At 60.8% G+C, this 16,299-nt stretch carries 18 protein-coding genes; 15 read left to right on the forward strand and 3 right to left on the reverse strand.

What is annotated here, in order from left to right:
* Positions 1-5 precede the first annotated feature (5 nt).
* The 15 genes from nuoI to B0G73_RS10530 all read left to right on the forward strand — a co-directional run bounded on the left by nuoI (position 6) and on the right by B0G73_RS10530 (position 12,878).
* The gene (nuoI, locus tag B0G73_RS10460) at positions 6-494 is read left to right on the forward strand and encodes an NADH-quinone oxidoreductase subunit NuoI (protein ID WP_012432383.1); all 489 of its coding nucleotides are present in this window, start codon (positions 6-8) and stop codon (positions 492-494) included.
* A 183-nt stretch (positions 495-677) separates the two neighbouring features.
* Positions 678-1,373: an NADH-quinone oxidoreductase subunit J gene (locus B0G73_RS10465; protein ID WP_106280372.1), complete on the forward strand. Its 696-nt coding sequence runs from the start codon at positions 678-680 to the stop codon at positions 1,371-1,373.
* Positions 1,374-1,393: 20 nt separating this feature from the next.
* Positions 1,394-1,699, forward strand: a complete 306-nt coding sequence (nuoK, locus tag B0G73_RS10470) for an NADH-quinone oxidoreductase subunit NuoK (protein WP_013339863.1) — start codon at positions 1,394-1,396, stop codon at positions 1,697-1,699.
* A 17-nt stretch (positions 1,700-1,716) separates the two neighbouring features.
* The gene (nuoL, locus tag B0G73_RS10475; protein ID WP_106280374.1) at positions 1,717-3,783 is read left to right on the forward strand and encodes an NADH-quinone oxidoreductase subunit L; all 2,067 of its coding nucleotides are present in this window, start codon (positions 1,717-1,719) and stop codon (positions 3,781-3,783) included.
* Between the two features lie 14 nt (positions 3,784-3,797).
* Positions 3,798-5,288, forward strand: a complete 1,491-nt coding sequence (locus tag B0G73_RS10480) for an NADH-quinone oxidoreductase subunit M (protein ID WP_106280376.1) — start codon at positions 3,798-3,800, stop codon at positions 5,286-5,288.
* A gap of 24 nt (positions 5,289-5,312) precedes the next feature.
* Positions 5,313-6,785, forward strand: a complete 1,473-nt coding sequence (gene nuoN / locus B0G73_RS10485) for an NADH-quinone oxidoreductase subunit NuoN (protein ID WP_106280378.1) — start codon at positions 5,313-5,315, stop codon at positions 6,783-6,785.
* The gene (locus B0G73_RS10490) at positions 6,785-7,081 is read left to right on the forward strand and encodes a DUF2818 family protein (RefSeq protein ID WP_007175603.1); all 297 of its coding nucleotides are present in this window, start codon (positions 6,785-6,787) and stop codon (positions 7,079-7,081) included. The genes nuoN and B0G73_RS10490 overlap by 1 nt, the downstream gene beginning before the upstream one ends.
* A gap of 41 nt (positions 7,082-7,122) precedes the next feature.
* Positions 7,123-7,707 (forward strand): NUDIX domain-containing protein, encoded by a 585-nt coding sequence (locus B0G73_RS10495; protein ID WP_106280380.1) that lies wholly within the window; start codon positions 7,123-7,125, stop codon positions 7,705-7,707.
* Positions 7,708-8,050: 343 nt separating this feature from the next.
* Positions 8,051-8,296 (forward strand): hypothetical protein, encoded by a 246-nt coding sequence (locus B0G73_RS41170; RefSeq protein WP_106280382.1) that lies wholly within the window; start codon positions 8,051-8,053, stop codon positions 8,294-8,296.
* 54 nt (positions 8,297-8,350) lie between these two features.
* Entirely contained in the window at positions 8,351-8,875 is a 525-nt protein-coding gene (locus B0G73_RS10505) for an AlpA family transcriptional regulator (RefSeq protein WP_106280384.1), read from the forward strand.
* 227 nt (positions 8,876-9,102) lie between these two features.
* The gene (locus B0G73_RS10510) at positions 9,103-9,528 is read left to right on the forward strand and encodes a DUF1178 family protein (protein WP_106280386.1); all 426 of its coding nucleotides are present in this window, start codon (positions 9,103-9,105) and stop codon (positions 9,526-9,528) included.
* Between the two features lie 48 nt (positions 9,529-9,576).
* Positions 9,577-10,773 carry an acyl-CoA dehydrogenase family protein gene (locus tag B0G73_RS10515; protein ID WP_106280388.1) on the forward strand — a complete coding sequence of 399 codons (1,197 nt, stop codon included), beginning with the start codon at positions 9,577-9,579 and terminating at the stop codon, positions 10,771-10,773.
* Positions 10,774-10,783: 10 nt separating this feature from the next.
* Complete coding sequence (locus B0G73_RS10520) at positions 10,784-11,911, forward strand: acyl-CoA dehydrogenase family protein (protein ID WP_106280390.1); 1,128 nt, start codon at positions 10,784-10,786, stop codon at positions 11,909-11,911.
* Positions 11,912-11,946: 35 nt separating this feature from the next.
* The gene (locus tag B0G73_RS10525) at positions 11,947-12,405 is read left to right on the forward strand and encodes a MaoC family dehydratase (RefSeq protein WP_106280392.1); all 459 of its coding nucleotides are present in this window, start codon (positions 11,947-11,949) and stop codon (positions 12,403-12,405) included.
* Positions 12,402-12,878, forward strand: coding sequence for a MaoC family dehydratase (locus B0G73_RS10530; protein WP_106280394.1), 477 nt, complete (start codon positions 12,402-12,404; stop codon positions 12,876-12,878). Before B0G73_RS10525 ends, B0G73_RS10530 begins: the two co-directional genes overlap by 4 nt.
* 101 nt (positions 12,879-12,979) lie before the next feature.
* Here the strand turns inward: B0G73_RS10530 and B0G73_RS10535 are convergent, their stop codons facing one another.
* The 3 genes from B0G73_RS10535 to B0G73_RS10545 form a co-directional block, all read right to left on the reverse strand.
* The gene (locus tag B0G73_RS10535) at positions 12,980-13,681 is read right to left on the reverse strand and encodes a glutathione binding-like protein (RefSeq protein ID WP_106280396.1); all 702 of its coding nucleotides are present in this window, start codon (positions 13,679-13,681) and stop codon (positions 12,980-12,982) included.
* 153 nt (positions 13,682-13,834) lie between these two features.
* Complete coding sequence (locus B0G73_RS10540; protein WP_106280398.1) at positions 13,835-15,094, reverse strand: acyl-CoA dehydrogenase family protein; 1,260 nt, start codon at positions 15,092-15,094, stop codon at positions 13,835-13,837.
* A gap of 92 nt (positions 15,095-15,186) precedes the next feature.
* Complete coding sequence (locus B0G73_RS10545) at positions 15,187-16,293, reverse strand: phosphotransferase (protein ID WP_106280399.1); 1,107 nt, start codon at positions 16,291-16,293, stop codon at positions 15,187-15,189.
* Between the last annotated feature and the right edge of the window lie 6 nt (positions 16,294-16,299).

Raw genomic sequence — 16,299 nt, forward strand, 5'->3', positions numbered from 1 at the left:
AACCCATGACCGCAATCCAAAACTTTTTCAAGACCTTCTTCCTCACGGAACTGCTCAAAGGCCTCGCGCTGACCGGACGTTATACGTTCCAACGCAAGGTGACCGTGCAGTTCCCGGAAGAGAAGACTCCGATTTCGCCGCGTTTCCGCGGCCTGCACGCGCTGCGCCGTTATGAAAACGGCGAAGAGCGCTGCATCGCCTGCAAGCTGTGCGAAGCGGTGTGCCCGGCGCTCGCCATTACGATCGAGTCGGAAACGCGCGCGGACAACACCCGTCGCACCACGCGTTACGACATCGACCTGACCAAGTGCATTTTCTGCGGTTTCTGCGAAGAAAGCTGCCCGGTCGATTCGATCGTCGAGACGCACATTCTCGAGTATCACGGCGAGAAGCGTGGCGACCTGTACTTCACGAAAGACATGCTGCTGGCCGTGGGCGATCGCTATGAAGCGGAGATCGCGGCGAACAAGGCAGCCGACGCACCGTATCGTTGAAGCGCTTTATCCAGTTAAAGCAGTAAATGCAGCAATCACGGCCTGTTGTCGGGCCGGGCGCCGCGGCCCGAACGCCGCGGCACGGCGCACCTGTGCGGCTGTTCTGGCGGTATGCCAGCGGTATGCCAACCACAAGTGCCAAAGAACAATGCCTGACGATGGCCTAACGATGAACCGGTAATCATGGAATTCACGACCGTACTGTTCTACATCTTCGCGCTGCTCCTGGTGGTTTCAGGGCTGAAGGTGATCACCTCGCGCAACCCGGTGTCGTCCGCACTGTTTCTGGTGCTGGCGTTCTTCAACGCAGCCGCGATCTGGATGCTGCTGCAGGCCGAGTTCCTTGCGATCCTGCTGGTGCTGGTCTACGTCGGCGCGGTGATGGTGCTGTTCCTGTTCGTCGTGATGATGCTGGACATCAACATCGACGTGCTGCGCAAAGACTTCAAACGCTTCGTGCCAATGGCCACGCTGGTGGGCGCGATCATCGTGATCGAAACCGCGTTGATTCTCTGGCACGGTTACGGCGCGACCGCCACGGCGCTGCGTGACACCACGGCCGCCGCGAACGGCATGGGCGACTGGTCGAACACGCGCCTGATCGGCAAGGTCATCTACACCGACTACATCTTCGCGTTCGAAGTGGCCGGTCTGGTGCTGCTGGTGGCGATCATCGCGGCGATCGCACTGACCACGAGCCACAAGAAAGACAGCAAACGTCAGAACGTCAGCGAACAGGTCAAGGTACGCGCTCAAGACCGCGTGCGCGTCGTGAAGATGAAATCGGAAAAGACCGCGGCAACCGTCGCGGCGGAAGAAGCCGCGGCAGCGGCAGCGGCAGCAGCAGCGGCCGACTCGGCACCAGCCAAGAACAGCTGAGCGGACAGGAGATAGAAATCATGTTGACCCTTGCCCATTACCTTGTCCTCGGCGCGATCCTGTTTGCGATCAGCGTCGTCGGCATTTTCCTGAACCGTCGCAACGTCATCATCATTTTGATGGCGATCGAATTGATGCTGCTCGCGGTGAACACCAACTTCGTCGCGTTCTCGCATTACCTCGGCGACGTGCATGGTCAGATCTTCGTCTTCTTCGTGCTGACGGTTGCAGCGGCGGAAGCGGCAATCGGCCTCGCGATTCTGGTGACCCTGTTCCGTAGTCTCGACACGATCAATGTCGAGGATCTCGATCAGCTCAAAGGTTAATTTCAGGAAAAGCGGTTATGTCCACGATACTCAATGAAAACCTGCTGCTGGCGATCCCGCTGGCACCGCTGGCCGGCTGCCTGGTTGCCGGTCTGGCCGGAAAAGCGGTAGGGCGAGCCGGTGCGCATTCGGTCACGATCCTCGGCGTCGCGATCTCGTTCATCCTGTCGGCGATCGTATTCTTCCAGGTACTGGACGGCGCGAGCTTCAACGCGACCATCTACGAATGGATGTCGATCGGCAAAACGAAGTTCGAGATCGGCTTTCTGGTCGACTCGCTGACGGCCATGATGATGTGCGTGGTGACCTTCGTGTCGCTCATGGTGCACATCTACACGATCGGCTACATGGCCGGCGAGGACGGCTACCAGCGCTTCTTCTCGTACATCTCGCTGTTCACGTTCTCGATGTTGATGCTCGTGATGAGCAACAACTTCCTGCAGCTGTTCTTCGGCTGGGAAGCGGTGGGTCTGGTGTCGTATCTGCTGATCGGCTTCTACTTCACGCGTCCCACGGCGATCTACGCGAACATGAAAGCGTTCATCGTGAACCGCATTGGCGACTTCGGCTTTTTGCTGGGTATCGGCCTGCTGTTCGCGTTCGCCGGTTCGATGAACTACGGCGACGTGTTCGCGAAGCGCACCGAACTCGCGGCACTGACCTTTCCGGGTACGGACTGGGGTCTGCTGACGGTGGCGTGTATTTGCCTCTTCATCGGCGCGATGGGTAAGTCGGCGCAGTTCCCGCTGCATGTCTGGCTGCCCGATTCGATGGAAGGCCCGACGCCGATTTCGGCACTGATTCACGCGGCAACCATGGTGACGGCCGGTATCTTCATGGTCACGCGCATGTCGCCGCTGTTCGAACTGTCGGATACGGCGCTCTCGTTCGTGATGGTCATCGGCGCGATTACCGCGCTGTTCATGGGCTTCCTTGGGATCATCCAGAACGACATCAAGCGCGTGGTGGCGTATTCCACGCTGTCGCAACTGGGTTACATGACGGTCGCGCTCGGCGCGTCGGCATACTCGGTCGCCGTGTTCCACCTGATGACGCACGCGTTCTTCAAGGCGCTGCTGTTCCTCGGCGCGGGTTCGGTGATCATCGGCATGCATCACGATCAGGACATCCGCAACATGGGCGGCCTGCGCAAGTACATGCCGATCACGTGGATCACGTCGCTGGTCGGTTCGCTAGCGCTGATCGGCACGCCGTTCTTCTCAGGCTTTTACTCGAAAGACTCGATCATCGACGCGGTGAAGCTGTCGCATCTGCCGGGTGCGGGCTTTGCGTACTTCGCGGTGGTGGCGAGCGTCTTCGTGACCGCGCTGTATTCGTTCCGTATGTACTTCCTGGTGTTCCACGGCGAGGAGCGCTTCCGCGGTCCGAAGCATCCGGAATCGCCGATGGGCATCGAAGCCGCGGCGCATGCGCATGACGGCCATGGTCACGACGCGCACGGCCATGGTCACGACGACCACGCTCACGAGCCGCACGAAACGCCGTGGGTGGTGTGGCTGCCGCTGGTGCTGCTGGCGATTCCGTCGGTGGTGATCGGCGCGATCGGCATCGGCCCGATGCTGTTCGGCGACTTCTTCCAGCACGGCGTGGCGTTCGACAAGGTGATCTTCATCGGCGAAAACCATCCGGCGTTGCATGAGATGGCCGAGGAGTTCCAGGGCTGGGCATCGATGGGCCTGCACTCGGTTGCGGGTCTGCCGGTCTGGCTGGCGCTCGCGGGTGTGGTGGTCGCGTGGTTCCTGTACCTGGTTCGTCCGGACCTGCCGGCTGTCATCAAGCGCGCGTTCGGCCCGATCTACACGTTGCTCGATAACAAGTACTACATGGACAAGATCAACGAAGTCGTGTTCGCGCGGGGCGCCGTGGCAATTGGCCGTGGTCTCTGGAAGGAAGGCGACGTCGTGGTGATCGACGGCATCGTCAACGGCAGCGCACGCTTTATCGGCTGGTTCGCCGGCGTGATCCGCTTCCTCCAATCCGGCTACATCTATCACTACGCGTTCGCCATGATTATCGGCATGCTGGGGCTCCTGACCCTGTTTGTAACGCTCGGCGGCAAATAAGGCGAGGGACACTAATGCACGCTTATCCGATTCTCAGTATTGCGATCTGGTTGCCGATCCTCGTCGGCCTCCTGGTCCTGGCCATCGGTTCCGACCAGAACCCGGCTCCCGCGCGCTGGATTGCGCTGATCGGTTCGGTCGTCAGCTTCCTCGTGACGATTCCGCTGATTACCGGTTTTGATTCGAGCACCGCCGATCTGCAGTTCGTCGAAAAGGCGAACTGGATCGAGCGCTTCAACATCACGTACCACCTGGGTGTCGACGGCATCTCGATGTGGTTCGTCGTGTTGACCGCATTGATTACGGTGATCGTCGTGATCGCCGCGTGGGAAGTGATCACGAAGAACGTCGGCCAGTACCTCGCCGCGTTCCTGATCCTGTCGGGCATCATGGTCGGCGTGTTCAGCGCGGCCGACGGCATGCTGTTCTACGTGTTCTTCGAAGCGACGCTGATTCCGATGTACATCATCATCGGCGTGTGGGGTGGGGCGAACCGCGTGTACGCGGCGTTCAAGTTCTTCCTGTACACGCTGATGGGCTCGCTGTTGATGCTGGTCGCGTTGCTGTACCTGTACATCGAGACCGGCACGTTCGACCTCGCCACGTGGCAGCATGCGCAGATCGCCATGACGCCACAGGTGCTGATATTCATAGCGTTCTTCATGGCCTTCGCCGTGAAGGTGCCGATGTGGCCGGTGCACACGTGGTTGCCTGACGCTCACGTGGAAGCGCCGACCGGCGGCTCGGTGGTGCTGGCCGCGATCATGCTGAAGCTGGGCGCATACGGTTTCGTGCGCTTTTCCCTGCCGATCACGCCGGACGCGAGCCACTTTCTGGCGCCGGTCGTCATCACGTTGTCGCTGATCGCGGTGATCTACATCGGCCTCGTGGCAATGGTGCAGGCCGACATGAAGAAGCTGGTCGCGTATTCGTCGATCGCGCACATGGGTTTCGTCACGCTCGGCTTCTTCATCTTCAACCAGCTCGGCGTGGAAGGCGCGATCGTGCAGATGATCTCGCACGGCTTCGTGTCGGGCGCGATGTTCCTGAGCATCGGCGTGCTGTACGACCGTATGCATTCGCGTCAGATCGCCGATTACGGCGGTGTCGTCAACGTGATGCCGAAGTTCGCGACGTTCGTGATGCTGTTCTCCATGGCGAATTGCGGCCTGCCGGGCACCTCCGGTTTCGTCGGCGAATTCATGGTGATTCTGGCGGCTGTCCAGTACAACTTCTGGATCGCGGGCGGTGCGGCCGTCACGCTGATTCTGGGCGCGGCCTACACGCTGTGGATGTACAAGCGCGTGTACTTCGGCGCGATCGCCAACGATCACGTGAAGAGTCTGCTCGACATCAACCGTCGCGAATTTTTCATGCTGGCAGTGCTTGCCGCACTGACGCTGTTCATGGGCCTGTATCCGAAGCCCTTTACCGATGTGATGCACGTATCCGTGGAAAACCTCCTCGCCCACGTTGCGCAGTCAAAGCTGCCGTTGCCTCAGTAACGCCGAGCGAGGAATTTAGAGACCATGCAAAACGCCCCTATGACTGCTCTGTTGCCCGACGCGCTGGTGATGCTCGCCGTTGTCGTCGCGTGGCTCAACGACACGTTCGTCGGCCAGGCCGGTCGCCGTACCACGTACTTCATCGCGTTCTTCTCGACGCTGGTCGCCGGCGTCTGGTTCGCGATGAACGCGTTCGACCCGCAAGTGCGCTACTACTTCGGCCATATGTACGTGGTGGATTCGTTCGCCAACGTGATGAAAGCCGTGGTGACGCTCGGCTACGCGGTGTCGATCGTGTATTCGCGCCGTTACCTCGAAGATCGCGGCCTGTTCCGCGGCGAGTTCTTCCTGTTGGGTATGTTCTCGCTGCTCGGCCAACTCGTCATGATCTCCGGCAATAACTTCCTGACGCTGTATCTCGGCCTGGAACTGATGTCGCTGTCGCTGTATGGTGCGATCGCCCTGCGTCGTGACGCGGCGCCGTCGAACGAAGCGGCCATGAAGTATTACGTGCTGGGCGCGCTGGCTTCCGGTTTCCTGCTGTACGGCATCTCCATGCTGTACGGCGCGACCGGTTCGCTCGACCTGAACGAGGTGTTCAAGGCGATCGGCACGAGCCACTACGACCCGAGCGTGCTGCTGTTCGGCGTGATCTTCATAGTGGCGGGCGTCGCGTTCAAGATGGGCGCGGTGCCGTTCCACATGTGGGTGCCGGACGTGTACCAGGGCGCGCCGACGGCGATGACGCTGATGGTCGGCGGTGGCCCTAAGGTTGCCGCGTTCGCCTGGGGTCTGCGTTTCCTGGTGATGGGCCTGTTGCCGCTAGCGGTGGAATGGCAGCAAATGCTGGTGATTCTCGCGGCGCTGTCGCTGATCGTCGGCAACATTACCGGTATCGTGCAACGCAACGTCAAGCGCATGCTCGCGTATTCGGCGATCTCGAATATGGGCTTCGTGCTGCTGGGTCTGCTGGCCGGTGTGGTCGACAGCAAGACCACGGGCGCCGCCAATGCATACGGCTCGGCGATGTACTACAGCATCGTCTACCTGATCACGACGATGGGCACGTTCGGCGTCATCATGCTGCTGGCGCGCCGCGATTTCGAAGCGGACACGCTCGAGGACTTTAAGGGTTTGAATCAACGCAGCCCGGTGTTCGCGTTCGTGATGATGATCATGATGTTCTCGCTCGCCGGCATTCCGCCCGCGGTCGGCTTCTACGCGAAGCTCGCGGTGCTGCAGGCCACCATGAACGCCGGCTTGACCTGGCTGACGGTGCTGGCCGTGATCACGTCGCTGTTCGGCGCGTTCTACTACCTGCGTATCGTCAAGCTGATGTATTTCGACGATCCGCAAGACAAGTCGCCCATTCTCGCTGACACCAGCACGCGTGCCTTGCTCGCGTTCAACGGTGTGGCCGTATTGGTGCTCGGTATCGTGCCGGATCCGTTGTTGAAGGCCTGCCTGCAGGCTATCCAGCACACGCTGCTGCTCTGATGTCGGCAGCGGGTTGGTTTATCGTGCTGTTGGCGCTTGTCGGCGCCAACCTGCCGTTCCTGAATCAGCGCCTCTTCGCCGCCGTGCCGTTGAAAGCGGCGAAGAAAAGCGCCTGGATCCGGATTGCCGAATTGATCGTGCTGTACTTCGTGGTCGGCGCGCTTGGTTTTCTGCTGGAAGCGCGCGCGGGTAACCGCTTTGAACAGGGTTGGCAATTCTACGCAATCACGTTCGCACTCTTCGTGGTGTTCGCGTTCCCTGGCTTTACCTTCCAGTATCTCGTCAAACGCCGCTGACGGCGTCTCGCCGTCGGCGCACCCTGTCCTAAGGTCCGCATATGGCTGAACTTCCCGATCACGACGCCGCGCTCAAAGAGACCTGCATTGAGAGCAAAACGATCCATCAGGGACCGTTTCTGACGCTCAAATGCGATACCGTTCGCCTGCCGGATGGTAAGCACGCCACGCGCGAATATGTTCAGCATTCCGGCGCCGTCATGGTGATTCCATTGTTCGACGACGGCCGCGTGCTGCTCGAAAGCCAGTATCGCTATCCGATGGGCAAGGTCATGGTCGAGTATCCGGCCGGCAAGCTCGATCCGAACGAAGGCGCACTGGCCTGCGCGATACGTGAACTGCGGGAAGAGACGGGTTATAGCGCGCGCGAGTATGTGTATCTGACGCGCATTCACCCGATCATTTCCTATTCGACCGAATTCATCGATATCTATCTTGCGCGCGGTTTGACCGCCGGCGAGCGCAAGCTCGACGAAGGCGAGTTTCTCGAACTGTTCACGGCGACTGTGCCGGAGATGTCCGAGTGGGTGCGCACCGGCAAGGTGACTGATGTCAAGACCGTGATCGGCACGTTCTGGCTGGAGAAAGTGTTGTCGGGTGCGTGGCCGTTGGCGGAGCCTGAATAACAAACACTGCAGCAAAGAATACGCGCGCGCTGCTAGCCGCTTCGGAAGTCTGAGAAAGCCCTTGTTGGTCTAAGACCGGCAGGGGCTTTTCTCATTGCGACGCGTGCGAAATTGCGCAATTGCCGGCATGTTGGCCGGCGTCTTAAAAGTGTGTCGTTTGCCTTATGCCATTCGACAGTCTCGTCCCGCGGCCTTTGTCCCTCTAGTATCGACCTTCGAGATCGACTTCCACCGTTCGTTTTATTTCGGATGACGAAGTGGTGGTGGGCGCATTTGATTTTGGGTGTGGATCAGGTTGTCACTTGACAACCTGATCCACACCCGCTAAATTGGAGGACATCAGATGGTTCGAGGAACCCATTCCAAGAAAGAGGTTGAGGCCGCGTTGGTGTACGCCGAGAAAAACGGCTGGCGTGTTCAGGGCGGTGGCAAAGGCCACGCTTGGGGACGAATGTACTGTCCTGATAAAGACGCGGAGTGTCGGTGTGGCGAGTTCTGCATATCGAGCGTCTGGAGCACGCCGAAGAATCCCGGCAACCACGCCAGACATCTGAGGCGCATCGTCGACAACTGCACGGCGCGCCGGTAGTAAATCCGTTCTTTGGGCGAAAGCTTTGGGACTGAATGAAGGCAGGAGTAACTTATGGAATATGTATTCACGCTAAAGTACCGGCTCGCGGTTGAAGACTGCGATCTTGACGCGATCGTCGAGCGTCTGGGCGAAGCCGGGTGCGACGACGCCACCGTGGGTATCGGGCAACCGGGCCGCATTGCGCTGTTTTTCACTCGCGAAGGCGAGTCCGCATTCGAGGCGGTGGTCAGCGCTCTCCAGGACATCAAGCGGGTGGTGCCGTCCGCGCGTCTTATTGAGGCCGGCCCCGATTTCGTCGGCCTGACTGACGTCGCGGAAGTCGCCGGCGTGTCGCGGCAAAACATGCGCAAACTGATGCTGAGCCACGCAATCGACTTTCCGCCGCCGGTCCACGAGGGCAGTGCGTCGGTATGGCATCTGTCGGACATCCTTGACTGGCTCGCTGCGCGCGGTGGCTATGAAATCAAGCCAGACGTGTTCGACATTGCGAGAGCGGTCAAGCAGATCAACCTCGCGAAAGAGGCACGCGAGCTCGAGCCGCGGCTTGGCCGTCAACTGGAATGTCTCGTCGCGTAAAAGCGCTACGGCAGGCAGCGTGCGAAGCATCGCAAGCGTAGATGATCGGCAAGCCTATTGCCTTCCGGAGCACCTTCGGCAGGCCTTTGCGCAAAGCGTTAAAATCGCCCACCGCGTTCGGATTGTCCGCAACTTCCGGCGCCGGTACCCTTGTCCGTAAAAATTTACGAACGACCGTTCACAAATTTACGTTTTGCGCTAAACTGGCACGCAAGCCCTGATTCCACATGAAGGTCCTCGATTTACAGTGTCCGCATGGCCATCGGTTCGAAGGCTGGTTCGCTTCGACTGATGACTTCGAATCGCAGCAGTCCCGCAAGCTCGTCGAATGTCCGATCTGCGGTGCGAACGAGGTGAGCCGTTTGCCGTCGGCCCCGCGCCTGAACCTGTCGGGTGCGACCGAAACGAAAGCGCCGGCGGGCGCGGGGGAAATGCAGGCGCGTGTGATGCGCGCGTTGCGCGAGGTACTGGAAAAGACCGAGAACGTGGGCGACCGCTTCGCCGAGGAAGCACGGCGCATTCACTACAATGAAGCGCCCGCACGCAATATTCGCGGTGTCACGACACCGGAAGACGCGAAAGCCTTGGTCGAAGAAGGCATTGAAGTGATGCCGCTGCCGGTCCCGGCTGCCTTGAAGGAACCGCTGCAATAGCGCAGTGGCTCACTGGCGGCGGATGGTGGCGGCCAGGAGGCACGACGCATGGATCTGGACTATTCCGCTGCTGATAACGCGTTCCGCGCAGACATCCGCGCCTGGCTCGAAGCGAATCTGCCTCGTGAGCTGAGCGACAAGGTACTCAATCACAAGCGTCTTGCCCGCGAAGACTTCGCAGGCTGGCATAAGCTGCTCGGCACGCGCGGCTGGTCGGCAATCGCGTGGCCAAAAGAGTATGGCGGCCCGGGCTGGGACGCGACCCAGCGGCACATCTGGGACGAAGAGTGCGCGCGCATCGGCGCGCCGTCCGTGCTACCTTTCGGCGTCTCCATGGTGGCGCCGGTGCTGATGAAATACGGCAACGAGGCGCAGAAGCGTCACTATTTGCCGCGCATTCTCGACGGTACGGACTGGTGGTGTCAGGGTTATTCCGAGCCGGGCTCGGGTTCGGATCTGGCCTCGCTGCGCACACGCGCCGAGCGCGTCGGCGACCATTACGTGGTTAACGGTCAGAAAACGTGGACCACGCTCGGCCAGTACGCCGACATGATGTTCTGCCTGGTGCGCACGGACAGCGGCGCCAAAAAGCAGGAGGGCATCTCGTTCCTGCTGATCGACATGAAAACGCCGGGCATCACCGTGCGGCCGATCATTACGCTCGACGAGGACCACGAAGTCAACGAGGTGTTTTTCGAAGACGTGAAGGTGCCGGTCGAGAATCTGGTTGGTGAAGAGAATCGCGGCTGGACTTACGCGAAATATCTGCTCGGCCACGAGCGCACCGGCATTGCGCGGGTCGGCCAATCGAAGCGCGAACTCGTTTTTCTGAAACGCCTTGCGTTGAATCAGAGAAAGAACGGCAAGCCGCTTCTGCAAGACCCGGTGTTCGCCGCGAAAGTTGCGAGCCTCGAGATCGAGTTGATGGCGCTCGAAGTCACCGTGCAACGCGTCGTTGCTAATGAAACGGGCGGACGCGGACCGGGACCGGAAGCGTCGATGCTGAAGATCAAGGGCACGGAAGTGCAGCAAGCACTGACCGAACTGATGTTCGAAGCAGTCGGGCCGCTCGCCGCACCATTCGACGTTCCGTTCCTCGAAGGCGAACGCGAACACAGCCTGGCCGGCGACGACGATGCCGCGCCTCTCGCCGCGTACTACTTCAACTTCCGCAAGACGTCGATTTACGGCGGCTCGAACGAAATTCAAAAGAACATCATCGCGCAGATGATTCTCGGACTCTGAGGAGCGGCGCATGGACTTTACTTTCAACGACGAACAGCAGCAATTCGCCGACGCGCTGCGCCGCTATCTGGACAAGAACTACGGGTTCGAAGCGCGCCAGGCGATCGTGCGATCGGAAACCGGCGTGTCGGACGCGCATTGGGCCGCGTTTGCCGAACTGGGTCTGACAGCGCTGCCGGTGCCGGAAGCGCAAGGCGGCTTTAACGGCGGCCCGATCGACATGCTGGTCGTGATGCAGGAACTCGGCCGTGCGCTGGTCGTCGAGCCTTATTGGGCGACTGCGGTCGGTATCGAGGCGTTGCGCCTTGCAGGTAGTGACCAGGGCGAAGACGCGTCGCTGCTCGAGCGTGCTGCTCAAGGCGAGATCAAGCTGGCCGTGGCATTTCACGAACCGCATGCGCGCTACGATCTGTTCGCGGTCGAGACAGGCGCAAGCGGGCAGGGCGAGCAGCAGACATTGAGCGGCACGAAGTCTGTGGTGCAACACGGCGGCCAGGCGGATCACTGGATCGTCCCGGCCCGGCTGAATGGCGAGATCGCGCTCTTCGTCGTGGCGCGGAATGCGGCCGGCGTCAGGATCACGGACTATCGCACGATCGACGGCCAACGTGCCGCCACACTCGAGTTCAACAACACGCCCGCGCGCCGGCTTGCCGGCAAGCACGCCGGCGCCGCTGCGCTCGAACATATCGCGGACTACGGCACGGTGCTGTTGTGCGCCGAGGCGATCGGCGCGCTGGACGCCTTGAACCTCGCCACCGTCGACTACACCAAGACACGTCAGCAGTTCGGCCAGCCGATCGCGCGGTTTCAGGCTTTGCAGCATCGCATGGTCGAGATGTTGATTCACGCCGAGCAGGCGCGCTCGGTCACGTATCTGGCCGCGATGCGCTACACGAGCACGGATGCGGACGAACGTCGCCGCGCGGTTTCCGCCGCGAAGGCGAGGGTCGGTCAAGCCGCGCGTTTCGTCGGCCAGCAGGCGGTTCAGTTGCATGGCGGCATGGGCGTCACGAATGAAGTGGCTGCGGCGCATCTGTTCAAGCGGCTTGCTATCATCGAAACCACACTGGGCGATGTCGATCACCATCTCGCGCGGTTCGCCGCGCTACCTGGCTTCGTGACTGCCGAAGCCTGATCGGACATTCGAATCGGATACATGGAGGTGCGAGGATGGGCTTGAGTTACGAAGACTTCATAGTCGGCACGAGCATCGAAATCGGCAAGCACACGTTCACTCGCGAAGAGATTGTCGAGTTTGCACAGAAGTTCGATCCGCAACCCTTTCATCTGGATGAAGCCGCAGCCGCCGAGTCGCCATTTCGCGGCTTGGTGGCGAGTGGCTGGCATACCTGCTCGGTCATGATGGGCATGCTGGTGCGCAACGCGTTCGCGGGTTCCACGTCGATGGGCTCGCCCGGTATCGACGATATCCGCTGGTTGAAGCCGGTGCGTGTCGGTGACACGATCACCATGATGAACGCCGTGCTCGACAAGCGCATCTCGGCGAGCAAGCCGGATCGCGGCATCGTGTCGACGCAGTGGGAAGGCATCAATCAGCATGGCGAAACGGTGATCACGGTGCGCTCGAAGGGACTATTCGGCCTGCGTAATCCAGGCGCCGCGTCATGACGGGCAGCGCGGCGCCCGCCGCAACCTTCGGCAGCGCGGCGGCATTGCGCGCGTTGGTGGGCGGCGAGCCGCTCGTGAGCGAGTGGCTGACGGTGGATCAGGCGAGCGTCGATCGTTTCGCCGAAGCGACCGGTGACCATCAGTGGATTCACGTCGACCCGGAGCGGGCGCGGCGCGAGTCTCCGTTCGGCGGTCCCGTGGCGCACGGTTTCCTGACGCTTTCGTTGATTCCGGCGCTGCTCGGTAAGACGGTGGCGCTCGAGCAGCGCATGGGCGTTAATTACGGATTGAATCGCGTGAGGTTTACGTCGCCGGTGCCTGTCGGCTCACAGTTGCGCGCTAAATTCGCGATCGAGTCCGTTTCGGAAGTCGATAACGACGGCGTGCAAGTGGTGTGGAACGTGAAGCTGGAGCGGCAGGGCAGTGAGCGGCCGGTGTGTGTTGCGGAGTTCATTACGCTGCATTATTTTTAGCGTTTCGGCGGCACATGCGAGTTAGAAAAAGCGCGAGCCGGCATGAATGCCGTTCGCGCTTTTTCACAGAGGCAAACGCAGATTCAGACGTGGCTGCGCATTCAATGTTTCGCGTATTGCGTCGCACCGAACAGTATTTCCTTCGCCTTGTCGTCCATGAGCGGTTGACGCGCGGACGCCAGCACTTCGACCCCGCGCACGACCGCTGGACGTGCGGCGATCTCTTCATGCCAGCGCTTCACATTCGGAAACGCATCGAGTTCCAATCCCTGGTTTTGCCACGAGCGAGTCCACGGGAACGCGGCGATATCCGCGATCGTATAGTCGTTGCCCGCGAGATACTTCGTCTTGCCGAGCTGCGTGTCCATTACGCCATAAAGGCGCTTCGTTTCGTTCGTGTAACGGTTGACCGCGTATTCAATCTGCTCCGGCGCGTAGTTGCGGAAGTGGTGCGTTTGACCGAGCATCGGACCCAGACCGCCCATCTGAAACATCAGCCACTGCAGCGTGGAATAACGCGCGGCCGGATCGGTCGGCAGAAACTTGCCGGTTTTCTCGGCGAGGTAAATCAGGATCGCGCCCGATTCGAACAAGGCGAACGGCTGGCCGTCGGCGCCCTTGGGGCCCTCGGAATCGACGATTGCCGGGATCTTGTTGTTCGGGCTGATGGCGAGAAACTCGGGTTTGAACTGGTCGCCCGTGCCGATATTCACGCCGTGAACGTTGTACGCGAGGCCCGTCTCTTCGAGCATGATGTGAATCTTGTGGCCGTTCGGGGTTGCCCAGCTATAAACGTCGATCATCGTAGTTCCTTTGTCTCGTGAAAGCGGCGCCTCGAAGGGCGCCGCTGTTGACGAAAATTAGAGCATAGATCGCGCGATGCTGCTGGCGGCGCTGCAAGTCAGTCGCGGCTTCGCGGCGCCGGGTTGAACTTCCGGGCTGGGCTCAGCCCAGCATCAAACCCGCGTGATCGGCGTCTCCACACGAGCCGCCGCGCCCGCATCCATATAACGCGCGAGTTCCAGCTTGGCGATCGCGTTGCGGTGCACCTCGTCGGGGCCGTCGGCGAAACGCAGGGTTCGCGCCGACGCGTAGGCATACGCGAGCGGAAAATCGTCGCTGACGCCGCCGCCGCCGTGCGCCTGAATCGCCCAGTCGATCACCTGACACGCCATGTTCGGCGCAACGACCTTGATCATCGCGATCTCGCCGCGCGCGCCTTTGTTGCCGACAGTGTCCATCATGTAGGCCGTTTTCAGCGTGAGGAGACGCGCCTGCTCGATCATGCAGCGCGCTTCGGCGATACGTTCCTGCGTGACGCCTTGCGCGGCGACCGGTTTGCCGAACGCGACACGTTGCAGCGAACGTTTCGACATGAGTTCAAGCGCGCGTTCAGCAAGACCGATCAGACGCATGCAGTGATGGATGCGTCCCGGCCCGAGTCGCCCTTGCGCGATCTCGAAGCCGCGGCCTTCGCCGAGCAGCATGTTGCCGACCGGTACGCGCACGTTCTCGAGCGTGATTTCCATGTGCCCGTGCGGCGCGTCGTCGTAACCGAACACGGTGAGCGGACGATGCACGGTGATGCCGGTGGCGTCGGCGGGAATCAGTATCATCGACTGCTGCTGGTGACGCGGCGCTTCCGGATCGGTCTTGCCCATGACGATATAGATCTTGCAGCGCGGATCGCCCGCGCCGGACGACCACCACTTGTGGCCGTTGACCACGTAGTAATCGCCGTCGCGCACGATGCTGGTCTGGATATTGGTCGCATCCGACGATGCCACTTCAGGCTCCGTCATCAGAAACGCCGAACGGATCTGACCTTGTAGCAGCGGTTCGAGCCACGCGCGCTTGTTGTCGTCGCTGCCGTAGCGCTCGATCGTTTCCATATTGCCGGTGTCGGGCGCGTTGCAGTTGAATACTTCAGGCGCCCAGGGCACGCGGCCCATGATCTCGCATAGCGGCGCGTATTCGAGATTCGTCAAACCGGCGCCGCGCACGGAGTCGGGCAGGAATAGATTCCACAAGCCGGCGTCGCGCGCTTTCTGCTTGAGTTGTTCGATCAGTTCGGTTGGCAGCCACGCGTTACCGCTTTGGCGATTGCCTGCAATCTCTGCATAGAATGCCTGCTCGTTCGGATAGATGTGCTCGTCGAAGAATGCGAGCAGCTTTTCGCGCAACGCCTGAACCTTCGGGGTGTAATCGAAATTCATGTAAGACCTCGCGAATGACGGGTAACGGACGACGTTTGTTCGGAGCGCGGCAGAACGCACAACCAGATGTGCGATTCAGCACGCGATGCCAGTCAGCGCACTTTCTGCGCGTAGCGCCAGGCGAGTTCGGCCATCGGCTTCGCGCGGCGGCCGGCATCGAGCGCCTGAGCGCTGGCTGCCGTACCGTCGACGACGCGTTTCATGATCCCTTGCAGGATCGCGGCAATGCGAAACATGTTGTAGGCCAGATAGAAATTCCAGTCGCCGTGAATCTCGAAGCCTGTGCGTTGGCAATAGCGTTCGACGTACTGTTGCTCGTCAGGAATGCCGAGGGCCGCCCAATCGAGGCCCGCGATGCCGCGGAATTGCGCCGGGTCGACGTGCCATGCCATGCAGTGATACGCGAAATCGGCGAGCGGATCGCCGAGCGTAGACAACTCCCAGTCGAGCACGGCGAGCACGCGTGGTTCCTCGGGATGAAAGATCAGATTGTCGAGCCGGTAGTCGCCATGCACGACCGATGTGCGCTCGCCCGTTTCAGCCGGCATATGCTGCGGCAGCCATTCGATCAGGCGCTGCATGGCGTCGATAGTTTCAGTCTCGGACGCGATGTACTGCTTGCTCCAGCGGCCGATCTGGCGTGCGAAGTAGTTGCCTGGCTTGCCGTAGTCGGCGAGACCCACGGCCGGGACGTCGACGCTATGCAGCGCCGCGATCACGCGGTTCACTTCGTCGTAGATGGCGGCGCGTTCGGCGGGCGTCATGCCCGGCAACGATTGATCCCACAGCACGCGGCCCTCGACGAACTCCATGACATAAAACGCGCGGCCGATCACGCTTTCGTCCTCGCACAAGGCGAGCATCTTCGCGACCGGCACGTCGGTGTCGGCGAGTGCGTGCATCACGCGGTATTCGCGTTCGACGGCGTGCGCCGACGGCAGTAGTTTTGCCGCCGGCCCCGGTTTGGCGCGCATCACATACGAGCGGGACGGCGTGAGCAGCTTGAACGTCGGATTGGACTGACCTCCGGCGAACTGCTCCAGTGTGAGAGGTCCGGAAAATCCGTCGACATGTTGGGTCAGCCAGACGGCGAGCGCGCCGGTGTCAAAGCGTTGCCGCTCGCTGACAGGGCGCGTGCCTTCGAAATCCGAATAATCCGGTTGGTGTTCTGGTTCGCCGGTCTGTGTGGCTTGCACCATCTGTCT

The sequence above is a fragment of the Paraburkholderia sp. BL25I1N1 genome, from assembly GCF_003002025.1.
Lineage (GTDB): Bacteria > Pseudomonadota > Gammaproteobacteria > Burkholderiales > Burkholderiaceae > Paraburkholderia.

Excerpts from the sequence above, each read along its gene's own strand:
- B0G73_RS41170 (WP_106280382.1), top strand. The coding sequence starts at position 8,051 with ATGGTTCGAGGAACCCATTCCAAGAAAGAGGTTGAGGCCGCGTTGGTG.
- B0G73_RS10510 (WP_106280386.1), top strand. The coding sequence starts at position 9,103 with ATGAAGGTCCTCGATTTACAGTGTCCGCATGGCCATCGGTTCGAAGGC.
- B0G73_RS10520 (WP_106280390.1), top strand. The coding sequence starts at position 10,784 with ATGGACTTTACTTTCAACGACGAACAGCAGCAATTCGCCGACGCGCTG.
- nuoK (WP_013339863.1), top strand. The coding sequence starts at position 1,394 with ATGTTGACCCTTGCCCATTACCTTGTCCTCGGCGCGATCCTGTTTGCG.
- B0G73_RS10480 (WP_106280376.1), top strand. The coding sequence starts at position 3,798 with ATGCACGCTTATCCGATTCTCAGTATTGCGATCTGGTTGCCGATCCTC.
- B0G73_RS10495 (WP_106280380.1), top strand. The coding sequence starts at position 7,123 with ATGGCTGAACTTCCCGATCACGACGCCGCGCTCAAAGAGACCTGCATT.
- B0G73_RS10540 (WP_106280398.1), bottom strand. The coding sequence starts at position 15,094 with ATGAATTTCGATTACACCCCGAAGGTTCAGGCGTTGCGCGAAAAGCTG.
- B0G73_RS10545 (WP_106280399.1), bottom strand. The coding sequence starts at position 16,293 with ATGGTGCAAGCCACACAGACCGGCGAACCAGAACACCAACCGGATTAT.
- nuoL (WP_106280374.1), top strand. The coding sequence starts at position 1,717 with ATGTCCACGATACTCAATGAAAACCTGCTGCTGGCGATCCCGCTGGCA.
- B0G73_RS10525 (WP_106280392.1), top strand. The coding sequence starts at position 11,947 with ATGGGCTTGAGTTACGAAGACTTCATAGTCGGCACGAGCATCGAAATC.
- nuoN (WP_106280378.1), top strand. The coding sequence starts at position 5,313 with ATGCAAAACGCCCCTATGACTGCTCTGTTGCCCGACGCGCTGGTGATG.
- B0G73_RS10505 (WP_106280384.1), top strand. The coding sequence starts at position 8,351 with ATGGAATATGTATTCACGCTAAAGTACCGGCTCGCGGTTGAAGACTGC.
- nuoI (WP_012432383.1), top strand. The coding sequence starts at position 6 with ATGACCGCAATCCAAAACTTTTTCAAGACCTTCTTCCTCACGGAACTG.
- B0G73_RS10515 (WP_106280388.1), top strand. The coding sequence starts at position 9,577 with ATGGATCTGGACTATTCCGCTGCTGATAACGCGTTCCGCGCAGACATC.
- B0G73_RS10530 (WP_106280394.1), top strand. The coding sequence starts at position 12,402 with ATGACGGGCAGCGCGGCGCCCGCCGCAACCTTCGGCAGCGCGGCGGCA.
- B0G73_RS10490 (WP_007175603.1), top strand. The coding sequence starts at position 6,785 with ATGTCGGCAGCGGGTTGGTTTATCGTGCTGTTGGCGCTTGTCGGCGCC.
- B0G73_RS10535 (WP_106280396.1), bottom strand. The coding sequence starts at position 13,681 with ATGATCGACGTTTATAGCTGGGCAACCCCGAACGGCCACAAGATTCAC.
- B0G73_RS10465 (WP_106280372.1), top strand. The coding sequence starts at position 678 with ATGGAATTCACGACCGTACTGTTCTACATCTTCGCGCTGCTCCTGGTG.